Genomic DNA, 17769 nt, shown 5'->3' on the forward strand with positions numbered 1-17769 from the left:
TACGGGGCTTGAGTGAAACCGGTCTGACACCGTGCGCAGGGGGTCATGCGCACCGGCAGCGATGGAAGCGCAGGCCGTCGTGCAGACGGGCCCGAATTGCCTGCACTGCGGCACGACGCAGCGCTCAGCTGCCGCGATAGGTGGAGTACCCGTACGGGGACAGCAGCAGCGGGACATGGTAGTGGCCGTCGTCGGCGATGCCGAAGGCGATCGGGATGCAGTCCAGGAACGGTGGATCGGCCAGCGCCATGCCGGTTGCCTGCCAATAGCGGGCGAGGTCGAATTCCAGCCGGTAGCGGCCGGGTTGCAGCGCGAGAGCGGCCAGGTCCGGGCAGCGGCCGTCGGGATTGGTCACGCCCTCGAAGTGCAGCGTCTCGCCGGCGAACAACCGCAGCGGCACGCCCGCGGCGGGGCGGCCGCTGGCGGTGTCCAGCACGTGCGTGGACAGCGTGCTCATGCCACTGCCTGGGTGGGCTGCGGCCATTGGCCGACGAATTCGGGTTGGTCGTAGGCCAAGTACTGGTCGACGACGGCCTGGCGGTCGTCCAGGAACAACTGGTCGGCCACTGCGCGGGCCAGCCGCGGCAGTGCTACCTTCAGCCCGGACAGCGCGGCGGCCGATGGGCCGTGATTGATCAGCGCCGAATAGTTGAAGGCGAACAGCCCATGCAGCAGCGCGGCATCGTCAGGCGTGCGTGGCAGCAGTTCGAAACCGGGGCCCAGATAGGGGTGTGCGTCCAGCACCGGATTGGCCTGGCCCGGCGGTGGCCGATAGCGGTCGCCCCAACAGGCGATGCGCCCGGACAGCGCGGCCAGTTCCGGACGCAGCTGCGGATCGGTGACCAGGCCGGTGGCGATGGCAAGGAAATCAAAGCGGTGTTCGCGCTGCGGCGTGCGCACGACGATCTCGTCATCGCGTTCGGCCACGTCCAGCCACGGCGCGCCAAGATGCAGCGCGAAGCCGGCATGCGCACAGGCGCGCTGGAAGGTGTCGTTGGTGGGCGGTTGGTTGTGCGCGAAGAAGCTGGCCATCATCCGATACTTGTCTGCATCCGGCAGCGCCAGAAAACGCGGAATGATGCCGGCCTGTTCCATGTGCCGGAACGGATTGATGCGCGGCAATTCGCTACGCCGCACGAACACCTCGGCACTGGCGACGCCTTGTTCGAGCGCAAAGCAGGCATTGTCGAAGGCCGAGGCGCCGCCGCCCAGAATGCCCACACGCTTGCCGGCCAGTGCGGCGAAATCGATCTGGCCGGACGTGTGCGCGTAGCGGTGCGCGGGCAGGGCGCGGCTGATCCACTCGGGCACCACCCACTGGCCCCCGCCCTGGATGCCGGTGGCCAGAATCAGTTTGCGCGTGAGCAGGGGGGCGCCCATCGCCAGATGCAGGCGATGGATACCCGGTGCGAAGTCCGGCTCCACGCGGACCAGGCGGGTGGCGTTGCGCACCGGTAAGCGCAGCGTTGTGCGATACCAGCGCAGATAATCCATCCAGCGCGCGCGCGGAATCTTGTCCAGCGCATCCCATGCGGCGCTGCCGTACTGCGCCTCCCACCACGCGCGGAAGGTGAGCGATGGCACGCCCACATCGATCGAGGTGATGTGCTTGGGCGTGCGCAAGGTCTGCATGCGCGCGTAGGTCACCCACGGACCTTCCTGGCCCGCCGGGTTTTCGTCGATCACCAGCAGGTTGTGCACACGCTCGCGTTGCAGCGCGAACGCCGCCCCCAGGCCGCTCTGCCCGGCGCCGACGATGATGACGTCGTAGACGTGCCCGCTCGGATGCACGCGCGGTTGCACCCAGGCATCGCCGCCGTGGGCCAGGCATTGCAGGTCGTGGGCGAGGGTACGTTCGAGGTGGGCCAGGCTCATGGCAGTGCCTCCAGGCGCAGGTGAACGATCTTGCCGATTTCGGCGATGGCGGCGGCGATCTCTGCATTGCGCGCGGCCCCCAGCCGCTGCGCCAGCGCGGCCAGAATGCCGGCCTTGTCGTGCAGCCGCACGCAGATCACGAACGGAAATCCGAAACGGTGGCGATAGGCCTGATTGAGCGCGTGGAAGCGCTTGAATTCGTCCTCGCTGAGCCGGTCCAGCCCGGCCGAAGCCTGCTCCGCGGCCGATGCTTCGGTGAGCGTGCGGTCGATCGCGGCCTTGCCGGCCAGCTCGGGGTGGGCGCGGATCAGTGCGACCTGATCTTCCTGCGATGCATCCCGCACCACCTGCATCAGGCCGCGGTGCACATCGGCCAACGGTCGCCGCCGCAGCGCACGTTCAACCACCCACGGCGAGTGCTCGAACAGGTCGCGGTAGCGCGCCAGGAAGGCGGCATCGTCCAGCGCGGGGTCGTCGACCACGCTCATGCGTGCGTGCCTTGCAACGAGACATGCGCGGCCACCACTTTCCAGCCGTCGGCAAAGCGTACCCAGCTCTGGCTTTGCCGCCCGCGTGCACTGCTGCCCTCGCGAATGAATTCTGCGTGCGTAGTAGCAAAGTCATGCCCGAAGCCGTGTATCTGCACATGTGCGAGCTGGCGTTGCGGCGAACCACCGCGGCCGCTGCGAAATGCGCGGATCGCATCGATGCCGTACAACACTTCGCCCACGCCATAGCGCACCGTGCTGGGCGCTGCATGAAACAGCGCATCCATCGCCGCAATGTCGTCGCGCATCAGCGCGGTTTCGTAGGCATGGAAGGCGGCCGTCACTTGCGCGATCACCTCGGGCAGATCGATCTCGGAGGCCGCAATGCTCATGCCGGGTGCACCTGCAGCCAATGGCGCGCAATATCGATGCGGCGCGCAATCCAGGCGTCGCCGCTGGCCAGTACATGATCGACAAAGCGCGCCAGCGCCGCCGCGCGTGCCGGCTTGCCCACGATGCGCCCGTGCAGGCCGATCGAAAGCATGCGCCCGCCTTCGCTGCGCAACTGTTCGAAGCTGTCGCGCAGATAGCGGAAGAACGGCTCGCCATCGGCAAAGCCGTTATAGGCGACGAATTTCATATCGTTGGCATCCAGCGTGTACGGCACGATCAACTGCGCACGGCCGTGGCGGTGGTCGTAGTACGGCACATCGTCGGCGTAGCTGTCGGCGTCGTAGACAAAGCCACCTTCTTCGGCAATCAGGCGGGCGGTGTTGGGGCTGGTGCGGCCCTGATACCAGCCCAGCGGCCGGCTGCCGGTGACGCGCGTATGCACGGCGATGGCCTGCGCGATATGCGCGCGTTCGGTGGCCTCGTCCACGTGTTGATAATCGATCCAGCGCAGACCGTGGCTGGCGATTTCCCACTGGGCCGCCTGCATCGCGGCCACCGCGTCCGGATTGGATGCCAAGGCCTGCGCCACCCCGAACACCGTCACCGGCACGTTGCGTGCAGTGAACAAGCGATGCAGCCGCCAGAAGCCGGCGCGGCTGCCGTATTCGTACAGGCTTTCCATGGCCATGGCGCGTGCGCCGGGGTGCGCGTGCGCACCGACCATTTCGGACAGGAACGCTTCGGAACCGGCATCGCCATTGAGCACGCAGTTTTCCGCGCCTTCTTCGTAATTGATCACGAACTGCACTGCGATACGCGCGCCGCCCGGCCATTGCGCCGCGGGCGGCGTGGCGCCATAGCCGAGCAGGTCGCGCGCAGCGTTCATGCCTGCGCTTCCGCGTGCCAGGCGGCCAGTGCCGCTTCCACCGCCAGGCCGTGCGTGCAGGCATCACCTTCGGCGCGCAGTACCGCTTCCAGTGCGGCCAGGGTGATCAGCACCTTGTGCTTCATGGCGTTGTAGCCCATCGCGCCGATGCGCCAGATCTTGCCCTGCAGCGGCCCGAACGCGGTGCCGATCTCGATCTCGAAATCCTCGCGCATGCGGCGGCGCACCGCCTCGCCGTCGATGCCAGGCGGAATCACCACGCCGGTGACATTGGTCATGCGATGCGCATCGTCGCCGAACACTTCCAGCCCCAACGCGCGGATACCTGCACTGACCGCGCGCCCGGCCGCCGCGTGGCGCGCGAAGCGTGCATCCAGGCCTTCCTGCAGGGCCACGCGTGCGCATTCGCGGGCGCCGTACAGCATGGTGGTGGCTTCGGTGTGGTGATTGAGGCGCTTGTCCGACCAGTAATCCATGATCATCGCCAGGTCGAAATAGTTCGAGGCGATGCGCGGGCCGCTGCCGTTGGCGATGTCGGCGCGCACGATGCCGCGTTCGACATGGCGACGCGCGAAGATGGCCTCGGCCGCGCGCTCGGACACGGTGATCGGCGCCGAGCCGGATGGCCCGCCCAGGCATTTCTGCAAACCGCCGGTGACCACGTCCACCTCCCAGCGGTCGCTGGCGACGGGCATGCCGCCGATGGTGGCGGTGGCGTCCACATAACTCAGCGCGCCAGCTGCGCGGCACAACGCACCGACGCCATCGAGCGGCTGGGCCATGGTGGTGGAGGTGTCGCCGTGCACGGTGGCCACCAGCCTGGGCGCCACGCGCTCGATCGCCTCGGCAATCGCGCTCAGCGGCAGTACCTGGCCCCATGACGCATCCACCGTGTGGACCTCGGCGCCGAGGCGGCCCAGGATTTCGGTGAGCAGCAACCCGAAGCGGCCGAAGTTGAGCACCAGCACGCGCTCGCCGGGGCTGACCAGCGACACCAGCGCCGCTTCGATGCCGGCGCGCGCGGTGCCATCGACCAGGAACGTCCAGCGATTCTCGGTGCCGAACAATGGCCGGTACAGCGCCATCACCTCGTTCATGTAGTTGGTCATTTCCGGATCGAACTGCCCCAGCAGATCGGCGGCCATCGCACGCAGCACGCGCGGATGCGCATTGACCGGGCCCGGGCCCATCAACAGGCGCTGCGGGGGATCGAGTTCGCCAAAGGTGTGCAGCTGACGCAGATCAGGTGACAAGGGGTTCTCCCAGGTGTTCGATGAAATGGCGCATGACCGCCAGTGCAATCTCGGCATCGGCCGGATCGACATGCTCGTCCGGATGATGGCTGATCCCGCCGGCGCAGCGCACGAACAGCATCGCAGTCGGGCACAGCGCCGCCATCACCATGGCATCGTGGCCCGCACCGGAGACCAGCTGGCGCGGTGCGATGCCTTGCGCGGCAACCGCATGTTCCAGCCGCGTGATCAGTGCCGGCGCGCAGGGGCTGGCAGCCAGTGTCTGCAGCGGCTCGATGGCGATGGCGATGCCGCGGTGGATGGCGATCTGCGCCAGTGCCTGTTCGATCTGATGCACGGCGGCATCGCGGCTCGCGTCGCTGCCGGCGCGCACGTCCAGCGTGCAGTCCACACGCCCCGGCACCACATTGGTGGCGCCGTGTGCCACCTGCAGCGTGCCGACGGTGGCAACCAGATCGCTGCTGCCTACGCGCGCGATGCGCTCGATGGCCAGCAGCGCTTCGGCGGCGGCGCTCAACGCGTCGCGGCGCAGTGACATGCTGGTGGTGCCGGCATGCCCGGCGCGGCCCTCGAAGCGCAGCGCGAAGCGCCGCTGCGCGGCGATGGCGCTGACGATGCCGAGCGGCAATCCTTCGGCTTCCAGTACCGGGCCTTGTTCGATATGCGTTTCCAGATACGCCAGCACGCTGCCCGGCGCGCGGGCGGCGCGCTGCACGTGGGCGATGTCCAGGTTCCACGCGGCCAGGGCGCTGGCCACCGTGATGCCGGCGGCGTCGGTGACCGCCAGCCTGGCGGGATCGAGCGTGCCGGCCACCGCGCCGCTACAGAACATGGACGCGGGAAAGCGCGAGCCTTCCTCGTCGCCGAAGGCGATGACCTCGATGGCGAACGGTAGTCTGCGCCCCTGTGCATGCAGCGCAGCGACGCATTCGATCCCGAGCAGGATGCCGAGCGGGCCGTCGTAGCGCCCGGCATCGCGCACGCTGTCCAGGTGGCTGCCGATCAGCAGCGCCGGCGTGTCTGGCCGCGTGCCGGCGTACCGGCCCACCAATGTGCCGAGGGGATCGATGCGCACCTGCATGCCGGCCGCCTTCATCCAGGTGCTCACCTGTTCCACCGTGGCGCGGTGGGCAGGACCAAGCCAGCCGCGGAATAGCCCGGTATCGCTATCGCTGTAGGACGCAACGCCCAGCGCGTCGCAGCGTGCCACCGCACGCGCACCGCCAGGAGCGGTGAGGTCGGCGGTTGCTTGGCGGGACGGCAGGGCAGCGGGCATCGACAGGACCAACGGGGCTCGTGGAGCCTTCAACAGCGGTCCAGGAGCAGGCGGGAGAGGTGACGCTTGGACTATAGGGAGGCAGTCCTGTCGCCATCAAAGAGTTTTTTCGCGGGCTTGTGCTGCAAAAAATGCAACGCGGTACAGGCGCCCCGCTGGCCTGGTGCTGCCGCGGCAGGCATGCCCTTGCGACGACCTCATCCAGCGAATGCGTGCGCGTGCCAGCGGCACCTCGGCCACGGTCTTGCCCGCACCGGTTGGCGGCAACGCCGCGAATGCACCGCAACGCCGTGGGCGCTGCGTCACGCGCAGCCCATGCGCCACACGCCGCGCGAAGGAAAACCTCGGAACGTGCCCATGGGGCGGGGCGGCTGTTAATACGGTTCGGGAGGATCGCACCGCAACTGCGTCAGCTGATCGACTGCATGGCGTTGTTGCGGTCAGGCGCGCCTTCGCGCGCGTGCGGCAGCCAACGGCATGGCGGGGCTGCCTGGCGCCGCTCAACCGCCGTCCGCACATCCAAGGTCGTGCCGTAACGCAGCCACGCACTCGTCCACGAAGGTGCGCACCTTCGACGAGCCGCGGCGGCCTTCGACATGGACCACGTGCACCGGTTCGGGCGCGATTTCGAAGGCATCCAGCACGCTGACCAGCGTTCCGTTTTGCAGGTGTTGGCGGACCTGGTAGGACGGCACTTGCGTGAGGCCCCACCCATCCACTGCGGCAACGATGGCGGCGTTGAATGCGCTGACGCTCAGGCGCGAGGCAACGTCCACCTCATGCGCACGGCCATCCAGACGAAACGCCCACTTGGGCGCGCGTTCGGCCGCGGAGGTGGAAATCGTTGCGTGCTGCGGCAGCCTGTCCGGGTGCTGCGGTATGCCGTGTTCTGCAAGATAGCCGGGCGAGGCACAGACCATGCGACGGACGCTGCCGACCGGGATGGCAGTCAGCGACGAATCGGGCAACGTGCCGATCCGGATCGCCACATCGATGCCTTCCTCCAGCAGCGGCACGACGCGGTCCACCAGCAGTGTCCGTGCGCGCATCGCCGGGTAGCGGCTGAGGAAGTGCGCCACGACAGGTGTGACATGCAGTGCACCGAACATCTGCGGGGCAGTCACGGTGAGCAAGCCGCTGGGGAGCGTATGCAGCCCAGCGGCGCGGCTTTCGACATCCTCCAGCTCGGCCAACAGGCGCCGGCAGTCGCTTGCATACTGCTGGCCTGCCGCGGTGAACCGCATGGTGCGTGTGCTGCGCACCACCAGCAGCACGCCCAGCCGCGCTTCCAGCTGCGCGATGGTGCGCGTGACTGTGGCGGTGGAAATGCCGAGATGGCGTGCGACACCCGCAAAGCTGGTGTGCTCGGCCAGCGCGGCAAACAGCGTCATTTCCTGGATGCGGTCCACCTGCGCCTCGACTTCGACAATCACCTTCGACCGGGCACGCAGCCTAGCAGCCCGATGTGAGCAACCCCTGGATGCCGCATGCGCCATGCAGCGCATGCAAACGCAACAGTGGCCGCGGCATTGCGTGCGATGCAATGCTCAATTGAATCCCAGGGTGGTTCTCGTGCTGGACCGGCGCACCTAGCATGGCCGCCTTTCCACACGCTTTGCCGCACCAGCATGCACGCCGACCCACGCATCAATTCCCACCGGCAACATGCGCCGGCGTTACACGGGCGCCGCTCCATCCTGCGCCTGGGGTGGATTGGCACGGCACTGGCCCTGGGGGCCGGCAGATTGCGTGCAGCCGACACTTCCGGCTCATACACCCCACCACTTGACGGAGGCAGCATGTCCCACGACTCCACCCAGCGCATCAGGTATCGCACCCAGCAGGTTGGCGATGTCCAGGTGTTCTATCGCGAGGCAGGGCGCAAGGACGCACCGGTCCTGTTGCTGTTGCATGGGTTTCCCAGTGCCAGCCACATGTTCCGCGACCTGATGCCGCTGCTGGCAAGCCAATACCGTCTGATCGCCCCGGATCTCCCCGGCTTCGGCATGACCAAGGCACCGCCGCGTGGGCAGTTCGATTACACCTTCGAGGCGCTCTACAAGGTGATCGAAGGCTTTACCGACGCCTTGGGGCTGACGCGTTATGGCCTGTACCTGTTCGACTACGGTGCACCGGTCGGCTTCCGCCTTGCGGCCGCGCATCCGGAACGGGTGAGCGCCATCATCAGCCAGAACGGCAATGCCTACCTGGAGGGGTTCAGCGACCAATGGGACGCCTGGCAAGCCTACTGGCGTGAGCCAAGCGCCGCCAATCGCGAGGCCTGCCGTGCATCGTTGTCGCCGCAGACCATTCGTGAGTGGCAGTACGGTACCGGTGTCGCGCCCGGGGCACTGTCGCCGGATGGCTACATGCTGGATATCGCCTACATGGCGCGCCCGGGCGCCGAAGAAATCCAGCTCGACCTGATTCTGGATTACCGCAGCAACGTGGCAGCGTACCCGGCATTCCAAGCGTATTTTCGTACCCATCAGCCGCCATTGCTGGCCGTGTGGGGCAAGCACGACCCAGCCTTTATCCCGGCCGGCGCGCAGGCCTACCGCAAGGATCTGCCAAAGGCCGAAGTGCACCTGCTGGACACGGGGCACTTTGCACTGGAGACGCATGCGGTGGAGATTGCGCACTCCATCAGTGAGTTCTTGTCGCGTACGCTCGCGCCGTCTGTATGACGCGTGGCCGTGGCCGTGTTGATGCCACTGCATTGCCAACGTGCGCTGAGGTCCAACGGCGCTGCCTGACACAGGATCGCCAAATGCTGCCGTTCTGGAGCGGCCTTGCACTGCCTCGAGATGTGGTTGGTAGTCCAGTGTGAGATGGCGCACACTCACACTGGAGCAGACGGTACGGGGCTTGGAGCACCTAACAAAAACGACTGCGCAGCCGCCAGGCGGGCGCGGCCGGTGCCCGGAACCGGCATGTACCGCGCGTACACTGCGGTTCTGAGCGCCCCGTCCGCGCCCACCTGACGGCGGCGCGCGACGTGCTGTTGGCCGCGCTCAGTCTGCCGACAGCGACCCCAGGGTGAAGCCGGAAACCGCATTGACCTTGCCACGCCACAACACGCCACGGTTGCTTGGCAGCGGCTGGCCGCCCGGTGAGAAGCAACGCGCATCGATCAGGTGGATGAACTGCGGCGGCGTGCTGCTCTGCTGCGCATCGTCTTCGGAATCGTAGATGCTGGCGTGGCTGGCAAACGCGCGACGGATATCTTCTCTTTCATCGGCCGCGCCGGGGTAGGCCGCAGAGAACTCCTGCGCAAATGCCTCGAAATACCGCTTGCCGCTGACCAACTGGCCGGAAATGACGATGCCTTCGACAAACAGCGTGACGCCGAACTGCACGTCCGAGGTGTTGGCAATGCCGACCAGCTTCTGCAGATACCAATCCACGCTCTGGCCATCGAACGCCAGCTTGACGTCTTCCAGCGACGGTTGATGTTGATCTTGGTCTGTCATGTTGCTCTCCTTGAGTGGATTGGACGACGCGTTAGCCGTAACGCAGATGTGGATGGCGCGCCGTTGGCGTGCCTAAGCATGGCACACGGATCGCCAAGGTTGCCGTGGTTGGGTTCGCTACGAAGGCTCCGGCACGACGGTCTTGCGACACATGGACACTTTCACCCGGTGCATGCCCATGGCGCGCATGGGGCGAGCGACCGCAGCGGAACGACCGCCCTAGTCACCACCCCGCCACCACCCCATCGGAGCGCGGATCACTGGCGCCGCTGATCACGCCATCGACCTCACGCACCAAGGCACCGGCATGCCCCATCACCGCGCTGTACGCCGGCAGCAGTTCCACCGCATGCCCGGCGTTGCGCAGGGCTTGCACGACGGCCGGGTCGAAGCGGTCTTCCAGCTTCAACGCCGTGCTGTCTTCGCCCCAGGTGCGGCCGAGCAGCCAGCGCGGTGCGCTGACCGCCTGCTGCAGCGGCATGCCGAAGCGGGCGTAGCGGGAGAACACGGCGGCCTGGGTTTGCGGTTGGCCTTCGCCGCCCATGGTGCCGTAGGCCATCACGCGGCCATCGTCGAAGGTGGCCAGTGCCGGGTTGAGGGTGTGGAAGGGTTTGCGGCCTGGGGCAAGGGCGTTCCAGCCATCGGGGGCGAGGCGAAAGCTGCAGCCTCGGTTCTGCCAGGTGATGCCAGTGCGCGGCAGCACCAGGCCGGAGCCGAATTCGAAGTAGGTGGACTGGATGCAGCTGACCGCGCGGCCGTGCGCGTCGATGGCGCCGAACCAGACGGTGTCGCCTGCTTGCGAGGGCTGTGGCCACGGCAGTGCGGCGCTCATGTCGATGCGTGCGGCGAGCGCATCGAGTGCGGTGCTGTCGTCGAGCAGGGCTTGCGCGTCGAGCGTCATCCAGGCGGGGTCGCCCAGGTGTGCGTCGCGGATCAGGAACGCCTGCTTGCTGGCTTCGATCAGCCCGTGCAGGTGTGCGTAGCTGTCTGCGTCTTCCACCTTCAGGCGATCGAAGAGCGCCAGGATCAACAGCGAGGCGAGCCCCTGCGTGGGGGGCGCGTGGTTGTAGAGGCGCGCGCCCTGGATGACAACCGATAACGGCACGCTGACGTCGGCGCGATGGATCGCCAGGTCGTGTGCGCTGAGCGGGCTGTCCAATGCCTGCAGGTCTGCGGCGATATCGTGTGCGATCGCGCCACGATAGAAACTCTCCAGCCCTTCATCGGCGAGCCGCTGCAGGGTGCGCGCGAGCTGCGCCTGGTGCAGCAGCGCGCCTTCGCCCAGCGGGACGCCGTGCGGCTCGAAGATCTCGGCATAGGCGCCGGGTTGCAGACGCAGTTCTGCGCCCTTGCTGGCGGCGATCTGCGCCCCGCCCAGCGTGACCGGCACGCCGGCGCTGGCGTGATGGATCGCATCGCTCAACAGGCGTTGCAGCGACACGCTGCCGTTTGCCTGCTGCAGGGCCAGCGCCCAGCCGGAGACGGTGCCGGCCACGGTATTGGCCGCGCCTGGCCCGCGCCACGGAACGTGGGCGTGGCCGCGATAGAAATCCAGTGTTGCCGCCTGCGCCGCGCGGCCGCAGGCATCGATGGCATGCACGCGGCCATCGGGTTCGTGGATGAGCCAGAAGCCATCGCCGCCGATGCCGGTCATGTGCGGGTAGACCACCGCCAGGCAGGCGGCGGTGGCCACGACCGCTTCGACGGCATTGCCGCCGTCGCGCAAGACATCGCGCCCGGCCTGTGCGGCCAAGTGGTGCGGTGCGACCACCATGCCGCGGCGCGCGCGCAGGGTATGCACCATCAGCGTGACTCCGGCGGCGGGCTGAAGGCGAGCAGGCCGTCGCGTTCGAGTTGCGCGGCCAGCGCAAACAGGCGGTCTTCACGGCCGGGCGCGGCGATCAGTTGCACGCCCAGTGGCAGGCGCCCGGGACGCGGCAACGGTGCGGCCAGCACCGGGCAGGCGGCCAGGCCGAGTGGCTGGGTAAAAATGCCCAGGTTCGCGCGTGCGGAGACGGGCAAACCGTCGATCTGGATGGTGTCCTGGTCGATGCGTGGCGCCACGCACGGGGTGGCCGGCGCGATGAGCACCTCCACCTGGTCCCACAGCGCGTGCATGGCATCGGCAAACCATTGTGCGAAGCGGTGCGCATCGGCCACCGCGCTGGCGGGCAGCTGCAAGCCGGCGAGCAGGCGGTCGCGGGTGGCCGGGTCGAACTGCGCGCCGTGCGCGGTGAGTGCGCTGCGGTGACGATGCCCGCCTTCGGCAGCGGTCAGGACGAAGGCAGCGGCGCGTGCGCGTTCGGCCTCCGGCAGGTCGATCGACGAAAGGCTGTTGCAGGCGGTGAGCAGGGCCTGCAGCCCGGCCTCCAGATCCGGATCCAGATTGCGTTCAAACCAGCCGCCCAACCGCGCGACACGCAGGTTGCCGGCATGGCACGAAGGCAGCGGCTGCCCGCGCAGTACCTCATGGATGCGGCGCAGGTCGGCCACCGAGGTGGCGAATGGGCCGGCCACGTCCAGTGCGTCGACAAACGGGAACACGCCATCCAGGGGCACGGCGCCGTGCGTGGGGCGCAGGCCGTAGATGCCGCACAGCGCGGCCGGCACGCGGATGGAACCATTGGTGTCCGAGCCAAGCGCGAACGGCACCAGCCCGGCCGCCACCGCAGCCGCCGAGCCGCCCGACGAGCCGCCCGCCAGGTGCTGGAGATCGTGTGGATTGGCGGTGGTGCCGTAATGCGCGTTGACGGTGGCAAAACCGTACGCGAATTCGTCCATGTTGGCGGTACCCACCAGCACGGCCCCGGCGTCGCTGAGCCGTTGCACCACCGCCGCATCGCGGCTGGCCGGCGGGCAGTGCGCACGCACCGCGGCGCCGGCGGTGGTGACCTGCCCGGCGACGTCGAACAGGTCCTTGACCACGAATGGCACGCCGGCCAACGCGCCCCCGTCGCTGCCCCCGGCAAGCGCGGCCTGCACGCGCGCGGCATCAGCCGCGGCACGCGCCGGCAGCAGGCGGGTGATGGCGCACAGGCGGTCGTTGGCCTGGTTGATGCGCGTCAGCGTCTGGGTGGCCAGTCGCGCGGCCAGCGTGGGCTGGCTGCGCGTGGTGCTGACGATGGAGGCAATCTGGCCGCGCGCACCGCCGCCCTCGTGTGCCGTTGCAGGCGGCGCATGGAAGCTGGCCAGCAGCTGCGCGTGCCCACGCAGCACTTCGGTATTGCGATCGACGCCTGCCTGCCATTGCGCGGGGAGTTGCATGGATCACCTGTTGGAAAGCGGGGATTGGGGAGTTGAGATTCGCTTGTCTGCTTGTCTGCTTGTCTGCTTGTCTGCTTGTCTGCTTGTGTGCTTGGCGTACGGGTCGTGCAAACGTGCTGGCTGATGCGTTGAGAGCCGACACGAGGCTGTCGGGATTGCGCGTCACCGTTACAGCGGTCGTTGTGACCGCAGAGACCGTGGACGTGCAGCTTCCGGCATTCGATCTAATCATGCAGCAGCGTCATCGCGCGTCTTTCTGTCTCACGTCCTGATCGAACGGCTCTCCCGCGGAGCGAGAAGGCACGGTTTGCGCGCCACCGGTGCGCGTGCATGGGAGCGTTCGCATCGCAAACGCGGGCTGGGGCGCTGGCGGCGTTGGGCGAGGCTGTCACGGCAGTTGGAGATGTGCCAGGCATTTGTTTCCACATTCCTCACCAGCGACTCTACCGATGCAGCACTGTCATCCGCATATCGAACCTTCATTCGCCCTGCGGGCACCTTGTTCCATCAAGGGGACCGAGGTCCGATGGGAAAAGGGGAAGTGGTAACCCCACTGCCGGTGGTTGCGGCGCGGTGAGGCGGTCGACCAGCAGCTGTTCGAATGCCGGCACGTCCACCGCATGCACCACCGTCTGCGCCTGCTCGCCCAGCCCGGGCTGATACCCCGGTGCCCACGACAAGATGTCGCCGTACCCGGCATCGAAGGCGGTGTTGGTGTCGACGTACAGCGTTTCGGTGCGGGTGGCCAAGTCGGGGCGCAGCCACACGGCCGTGGCCAGTTCGTCCCACATCGGAAAGCCCGGCTCGCGGCGGCGCAGTGCATGGCCAATCGTGGTGTCGGCCGCACTCATGCGCGCCAGCAACTCGGCGGTGAGTTCGGTGGCGGTGGAGGGGTCGACCGGCACCATGGTGATCTGCCGCCACGGCGCGCGCATGACGATGCTGGCCGCTTCCGGGTCCCAGCGGATATTGAATTCGCGTCGCGGCGAATTGACGAACTCGCGTGCGAATTGCTGCGCACTCACGCTGTTGCGTTGCTGCCGTGGATTGAGGCTGCCACCCATATAGACCAGCTCGCGCGCCAACGTGGCAAAGGACGGGTCCAGCGATTGCGCCAGTGCCAGGTTGGTCAACGGGCCGGTTGCGATGATGCTCACCTCGCCCGGGTATTGACGCACCATGCGCAGCATGAACAACGCGGCCGGCTCGTCTGCTGGGCGCACCACGCTGGGATTGCCCAACGCCAGCTCGGGCACCACATCGTGGGCGTGATAGCGCGGCGCGCTTTGCACGGTGTCGCCGTCCACCCAGTGCCTGGTCCATGCGCCTTTCCAGACGAGTTTGCCGTACAGCGCTTCCCAGCGCTCGGTGGCCAACTCGCTGTTGAGCAGCGGATGCACCGGGCCGGGAAGCACTGGAATCTGCGGATGGCCAGCCAGTTCCAGCAGGCGGCAGGTATGCGCCAGCGCCTCATCGCGCCAGATATTGCCGCTGACGGCACTGATGCCCAGCACCTGCACGTCGGGCGATTGCAACAGCAGCAGCTGTGCGGGCGTGAAGCCGTCGATGTCGTCTTCGAGAATGACGCGGCGTCTGGATGAGGGGCGGTGCGGATCGGTCATTGCGTTCTTGTCGTGGAAGGTTGAAGGCGTTGCAACGGCGATGGAGAGAGGCATTTGTAGGAGCGTGCCTGCGCGCGACGGTGCGTACCGGTAAAGTGCGTTCGTGCTCGGGCGCGCTCCTACGTTGCATATGTCATGTCGTTGTCGGTGCTATCTGTGTTGCAGCAATAGCGTGCGCTCGTACTGGGCCAGGTCGGTTTCCAGCTGCCATTGCAACCGCGCCTTTTCGCTGCCCTGGCGGAATGCGCGACAGGCAGCGTCATCGGTTTCGCGCTGCAACGCCGTGGCGCAGGCCTGCGCAACTTTACCGTCGGCATCCCACAGGCTGGTGCCCGGCAGGAAGCTGTAGGTGAGGCCATTGCGGGCCAGCTGTTTGAGCGTGGGGTAGTCGAGGCCTTGTTCCTGCATCGCGCGTTGGTACTCGTGGGTCATGTCCGCACGCGAGACGCCGGCATCGTCGGTGGACAACACCACCGGCACGCCGGCACGCAGATACAGCGCCAGCGGATGCGCCATGCCCTTGACGCCCAGGATCACATCGTTGCTGGTGAGGTTGATCTCCACCGCAACCTGTTCGCGTCGCATGCGTTGCAGCAGTGTCTCCGCATCGTCTTCGTAGGGCAGGTCCACGCCATGACCGATGCGGCGTGCACCGGCATCCACCGCCTGCCGAATATGCGAGCGCAGCTGCGCCGGCGGCACCAGCCCCAGCGCCAGCTCGCCGGCATGCAGCGACAGCGGCACACCGGGATAACGCGTTGCGAAGAAGCGGAACATCGCCATGTGCCGCGCGTAATCGGCCAGCGCCACTGGATTGTCTTCCGGCGCGACGATGTTCAGCGCCACCGCGCGGCTGCCGCCGGCCGCGATCAGCGCATGCGCCAGCGCCATCTGCCCGAACACCATCGGCTGCGGCAGCACGCGCAGCACATACGGAACATAGCGGTACTCGACCGTGCAGCCGGGGCGTGCATCGGCCTGGTCGCAACGCAGTACGCGCCGGACCTGCGCGTCGATGTCGGCAAGATCGCGTTGCGCGGCCTGCACCAGCGGCGCCAGGTCGGGCTGCAACGCACGCAGATTCGCTGCGTCGTCCTCGCCCTTCCACGGCAGTAACTGCATGCGCTTGGCTGCCTGATCCATCTGCGGCGGGTTGGCGATGATTTCCACATACGGCACGCGGTCGCGTGCGGCCTGCTCCAGCACTGCGGCGACGGTGTCGGCAACGCGGGTGCGGACCACCGCGTCGAACTTGCCGAAGGTGCTGAAGAACTGATCGTGGCCGCTGGGGTGCGTTGGGCCTGGCAGGAAGTTGCGCATCGACAGCGAATTCACCATCCGCCCGTACAGCGCGGCATTGCGGGTCGCCAGGCCGCCCGCCGGCTCCTGGCCGGCCCCGCAGGGCGGCGCGCGCAGGCTCAGGTCGTCCAGTTGCACGCAGGCGCCATCGTCGCTGGCCCACTGCAGATAGTCTTCCGCATACACCGAACCGGAGAGGTGGTTATGCAGGTCGCCACCTTTCGGCATGGCCTGCAGCCAGGTGCGTAGCTGTGCCGGCTGCGCGGCCGCCTCACGGAACAACTGCGCCACCTGCAGTTGGCGTTGTTGCGCAGGCGCAGGTGCTGGTGTTGGCCGTGCGTGCACGGCAACGGGCAAGCACGCCCACACGCTCAGGATCAGACAGCGGCGAACAAATGGCATGCAGGAGACTCGTTTGGAGAGACGGTGGCGTGCGACGGCCGGCGGCCCCATAGCTTGCCCACCAGCGCGATCCGAAGCCACCCACGTACGCGCCGGCAAGCAGGCCTGGAACACGTGGAGGCACGCATCATTCCAGCGCATAGCGCAGCACGAACAAGCACGCGATGGCCCAGGTGGCCGGGTGCACCCCACGCCAGCGGCCGCTGCCGAGCCTGAGCGCGGCATAGGTGATGAAGCCGAACGCAAGCCCCGTCGCAATGGAATAGGTCAGCGGCATGGCGAGCATGCAGATGGCGGCCGGCAAGGCGTCGCCCACATCGTCCCACTGGATCTGCGTGCATTCGCGCAGCATCACCGAGGCCAGGTAGATCAGCGCGGGTGCGGTGGCGTAGGCCGGCACCATCGCGGCCAGCGGCGAGAACAGCAGGGCAAGCAAGAACAAGGCGGCAACCACCAGCGCGGTGAGGCCGGTGCGCCCGCCCACCTGCACGCCGGCGGCGCTTTCCACATAGGCAGTGGTGCTGGAGGTGCCGAGCAGCGAGCCGGCCAGGATGGCGGTACTGTCGGCAAGCAGCGCGCGGTCGAACTGGCGGCGCTGCGCGGGCGTGTGCAGCAGGCCGGCGCGTTGCGCCACACCCATCAGCGTGCCGGTGGCGTCGAACATTTCCACCAGCACGAACACCAGCACCACATGCAGCACCGCAGCGAGCGCACCGCCGCCGCCATGGCCGTGCAAGGCGCCGACGATATCCAGCTGCAGCAAGGTGGGCGCCAGGCTTGGCGGCAGCGCCAGGACGCCTTGGTAGCGCACCAGCCCCAACGCCAGCGCCGCGCCGGTCACCGCAAGAATGCCCAGCAACATGGCACCCCGCACGCGGCGCACTTCCAGCACGCCGATCAGCAGCAGCCCGGCCAGCGCAAGCAGCGGCTCGGGCCGGTGCAGATCGCCCAAGGTCAGCAAGGTCTGCGGATGCGCCACCACCAGTCCGGCCTTCTGCAGCCCGATCAAGGCCAGGAACAAGCCAATGCCCGCCGCAATGGCGCTGCGCAAGGTGGACGGAATGCCATCCACCAACCAGCGTCGCGCGCCGGTGGCGGTGAGCAGCAGAAAGAGGCAGCCGGAAACGAACACCAGCCCCAGGGTCTGCTGCCAGCTGTAGCCCAATGTGCCGACCACGCTGAAGGCGAAGAATGCGTTCAGGCCCATGCCGGGCGCCATGCCGATGGGGTAGTTGGCCAGCACGCCCATCAGCAGCGAACCCAGTGCGGCAGCCAGGCAGGTGGCCACGAACACCGCGCCGTGATCCATGCCGGTGGTGGCCAGGATGTCGGGATTGACGAAGACGATGTACGCCATCGTCAGGAAGGTGGTGCCACCGGCCAGCAGTTCGGTGCGCACGCTGCTGCCGTTGGCGGCAAGCGCAAAACCGGGCCAGCGCATCAGCATGCGCTCGGGGCGTACAGCCGGTTGACGGCAGGACAAACGAACATCGGCAGAGATCTCATCGATACGGGGCGGGGTGCGTGGCAGGGCGCGC

The 17769-nt window shown here is 67.5% G+C and carries 15 protein-coding genes and 1 other RNA gene; 2 read left to right on the forward strand and 14 right to left on the reverse strand.

Features of this window, described 5'->3' with window-relative positions:
* Nucleotides 1-124: 124 nt before the first annotated feature.
* The 8 genes from uraH to ACCQ16_RS01450 all read right to left on the reverse strand — a co-directional run bounded on the left by uraH (nucleotide 125) and on the right by ACCQ16_RS01450 (nucleotide 7604).
* Nucleotides 125-484: a hydroxyisourate hydrolase gene (gene uraH / locus ACCQ16_RS01415; RefSeq protein WP_277573038.1), complete on the reverse strand. Its 360-nt coding sequence runs from the start codon at nucleotides 482-484 to the stop codon at nucleotides 125-127.
* Nucleotides 454-1875, reverse strand: coding sequence for an FAD-dependent urate hydroxylase HpyO (gene hpyO / locus ACCQ16_RS01420; protein ID WP_277573037.1), 1422 nt, complete (start codon nucleotides 1873-1875; stop codon nucleotides 454-456). Before hpyO ends, uraH begins: the two co-directional genes overlap by 31 nt.
* Nucleotides 1872-2363 (reverse strand): 2-oxo-4-hydroxy-4-carboxy-5-ureidoimidazoline decarboxylase, encoded by a 492-nt coding sequence (uraD, locus tag ACCQ16_RS01425; RefSeq protein ID WP_277573036.1) that lies wholly within the window; start codon nucleotides 2361-2363, stop codon nucleotides 1872-1874. The genes hpyO and uraD overlap by 4 nt, the downstream gene beginning before the upstream one ends.
* Nucleotides 2360-2755, reverse strand: a complete 396-nt coding sequence (hpxZ, locus tag ACCQ16_RS01430; RefSeq protein ID WP_277573035.1) for an oxalurate catabolism protein HpxZ — start codon at nucleotides 2753-2755, stop codon at nucleotides 2360-2362. Before hpxZ ends, uraD begins: the two co-directional genes overlap by 4 nt.
* Complete coding sequence (gene puuE, locus ACCQ16_RS01435; RefSeq protein WP_122273422.1) at nucleotides 2752-3642, reverse strand: allantoinase PuuE; 891 nt, start codon at nucleotides 3640-3642, stop codon at nucleotides 2752-2754. Before puuE ends, hpxZ begins: the two co-directional genes overlap by 4 nt.
* Nucleotides 3639-4895, reverse strand: a complete 1257-nt coding sequence (locus ACCQ16_RS01440; RefSeq protein ID WP_277573034.1) for a pyridoxal-phosphate-dependent aminotransferase family protein — start codon at nucleotides 4893-4895, stop codon at nucleotides 3639-3641. Before ACCQ16_RS01440 ends, puuE begins: the two co-directional genes overlap by 4 nt.
* Nucleotides 4885-6171: an allantoate amidohydrolase gene (locus ACCQ16_RS01445; RefSeq protein WP_011346010.1), complete on the reverse strand. Its 1287-nt coding sequence runs from the start codon at nucleotides 6169-6171 to the stop codon at nucleotides 4885-4887. Before ACCQ16_RS01445 ends, ACCQ16_RS01440 begins: the two co-directional genes overlap by 11 nt.
* Nucleotides 6172-6671: 500 nt before the next feature.
* Complete coding sequence (locus ACCQ16_RS01450; RefSeq protein WP_008572345.1) at nucleotides 6672-7604, reverse strand: LysR family transcriptional regulator; 933 nt, start codon at nucleotides 7602-7604, stop codon at nucleotides 6672-6674.
* 366 nt (nucleotides 7605-7970) lie between these two features.
* Here ACCQ16_RS01450 and ACCQ16_RS01455 point away from each other — a divergent pair, with 366 nt between their 5' ends.
* Both ACCQ16_RS01455 and ACCQ16_RS01460 read left to right on the forward strand, forming a co-directional pair.
* Entirely contained in the window at nucleotides 7971-8858 is an 888-nt protein-coding gene (locus ACCQ16_RS01455) for an alpha/beta fold hydrolase (protein ID WP_011346013.1), read from the forward strand.
* 246 nt (nucleotides 8859-9104) lie between these two features.
* Nucleotides 9105-9181, forward strand: a non-coding RNA gene (locus ACCQ16_RS01460) — sX9 sRNA.
* 4 nt (nucleotides 9182-9185) lie between these two features.
* Here the strand turns inward: ACCQ16_RS01460 and gvpU are convergent.
* The 6 genes from gvpU to ACCQ16_RS01490 all read right to left on the reverse strand — a co-directional run bounded on the left by gvpU (nucleotide 9186) and on the right by ACCQ16_RS01490 (nucleotide 17672).
* Complete coding sequence (gene gvpU / locus ACCQ16_RS01465; RefSeq protein ID WP_277573033.1) at nucleotides 9186-9644, reverse strand: gas vesicle accessory protein GvpU; 459 nt, start codon at nucleotides 9642-9644, stop codon at nucleotides 9186-9188.
* A 223-nt stretch (nucleotides 9645-9867) separates the two neighbouring features.
* Nucleotides 9868-11448: a gamma-glutamyltransferase family protein gene (locus ACCQ16_RS01470; protein WP_008572350.1), complete on the reverse strand. Its 1581-nt coding sequence runs from the start codon at nucleotides 11446-11448 to the stop codon at nucleotides 9868-9870.
* Nucleotides 11448-12908 carry an AtzE family amidohydrolase gene (locus ACCQ16_RS01475; protein ID WP_011346014.1) on the reverse strand — a complete coding sequence of 487 codons (1461 nt, stop codon included), beginning with the start codon at nucleotides 12906-12908 and terminating at the stop codon, nucleotides 11448-11450. The genes ACCQ16_RS01470 and ACCQ16_RS01475 overlap by 1 nt, the downstream gene beginning before the upstream one ends.
* A gap of 479 nt (nucleotides 12909-13387) precedes the next feature.
* Nucleotides 13388-14530, reverse strand: coding sequence for a nucleoside hydrolase (locus tag ACCQ16_RS01480; RefSeq protein ID WP_071118469.1), 1143 nt, complete (start codon nucleotides 14528-14530; stop codon nucleotides 13388-13390).
* A 150-nt stretch (nucleotides 14531-14680) separates the two neighbouring features.
* Nucleotides 14681-16231 carry an adenosine deaminase family protein gene (locus ACCQ16_RS01485; protein ID WP_033478995.1) on the reverse strand — a complete coding sequence of 517 codons (1551 nt, stop codon included), beginning with the start codon at nucleotides 16229-16231 and terminating at the stop codon, nucleotides 14681-14683.
* 127 nt (nucleotides 16232-16358) lie between these two features.
* Nucleotides 16359-17672, reverse strand: a complete 1314-nt coding sequence (locus tag ACCQ16_RS01490) for an NCS2 family permease (protein ID WP_372380178.1) — start codon at nucleotides 17670-17672, stop codon at nucleotides 16359-16361.
* Nucleotides 17673-17769: the final 97 nt, after the last annotated feature.

Origin of the sequence: Xanthomonas sp. NCPPB 1062, from assembly GCF_041481705.2 — a bacterium.
Taxonomy (GTDB): Bacteria; Pseudomonadota; Gammaproteobacteria; order Xanthomonadales; family Xanthomonadaceae; genus Xanthomonas; species Xanthomonas euvesicatoria.

What these genes read in the sequence shown, in the direction of transcription:
- uraH (WP_277573038.1), bottom strand. Translation starts at nt 484, where the DNA reads ATGGCCGCAGCCCACCCAGGCAGTGGCATGAGCACGCTGTCCACGCAC.
- hpyO (WP_277573037.1), bottom strand. Translation starts at nt 1,875, where the DNA reads ATGAGCCTGGCCCACCTCGAACGTACCCTCGCCCACGACCTGCAATGC.
- uraD (WP_277573036.1), bottom strand. Translation starts at nt 2,363, where the DNA reads ATGAGCGTGGTCGACGACCCCGCGCTGGACGATGCCGCCTTCCTGGCG.
- hpxZ (WP_277573035.1), bottom strand. Translation starts at nt 2,755, where the DNA reads ATGAGCATTGCGGCCTCCGAGATCGATCTGCCCGAGGTGATCGCGCAA.
- puuE (WP_122273422.1), bottom strand. Translation starts at nt 3,642, where the DNA reads ATGAACGCTGCGCGCGACCTGCTCGGCTATGGCGCCACGCCGCCCGCG.
- ACCQ16_RS01445 (WP_011346010.1), bottom strand. Translation starts at nt 6,171, where the DNA reads ATGCCCGCTGCCCTGCCGTCCCGCCAAGCAACCGCCGACCTCACCGCT.
- ACCQ16_RS01455 (WP_011346013.1), top strand. Translation starts at nt 7,971, where the DNA reads ATGTCCCACGACTCCACCCAGCGCATCAGGTATCGCACCCAGCAGGTT.
- gvpU (WP_277573033.1), bottom strand. Translation starts at nt 9,644, where the DNA reads ATGACAGACCAAGATCAACATCAACCGTCGCTGGAAGACGTCAAGCTG.
- ACCQ16_RS01470 (WP_008572350.1), bottom strand. Translation starts at nt 11,448, where the DNA reads ATGGTGCATACCCTGCGCGCGCGCCGCGGCATGGTGGTCGCACCGCAC.
- ACCQ16_RS01475 (WP_011346014.1), bottom strand. Translation starts at nt 12,908, where the DNA reads ATGCAACTCCCCGCGCAATGGCAGGCAGGCGTCGATCGCAATACCGAA.
- ACCQ16_RS01480 (WP_071118469.1), bottom strand. Translation starts at nt 14,530, where the DNA reads ATGACCGATCCGCACCGCCCCTCATCCAGACGCCGCGTCATTCTCGAA.
- ACCQ16_RS01485 (WP_033478995.1), bottom strand. Translation starts at nt 16,231, where the DNA reads ATGCCATTTGTTCGCCGCTGTCTGATCCTGAGCGTGTGGGCGTGCTTG.
- ACCQ16_RS01490 (WP_372380178.1), bottom strand. Translation starts at nt 17,672, where the DNA reads ATGCGCTGGCCCGGTTTTGCGCTTGCCGCCAACGGCAGCAGCGTGCGC.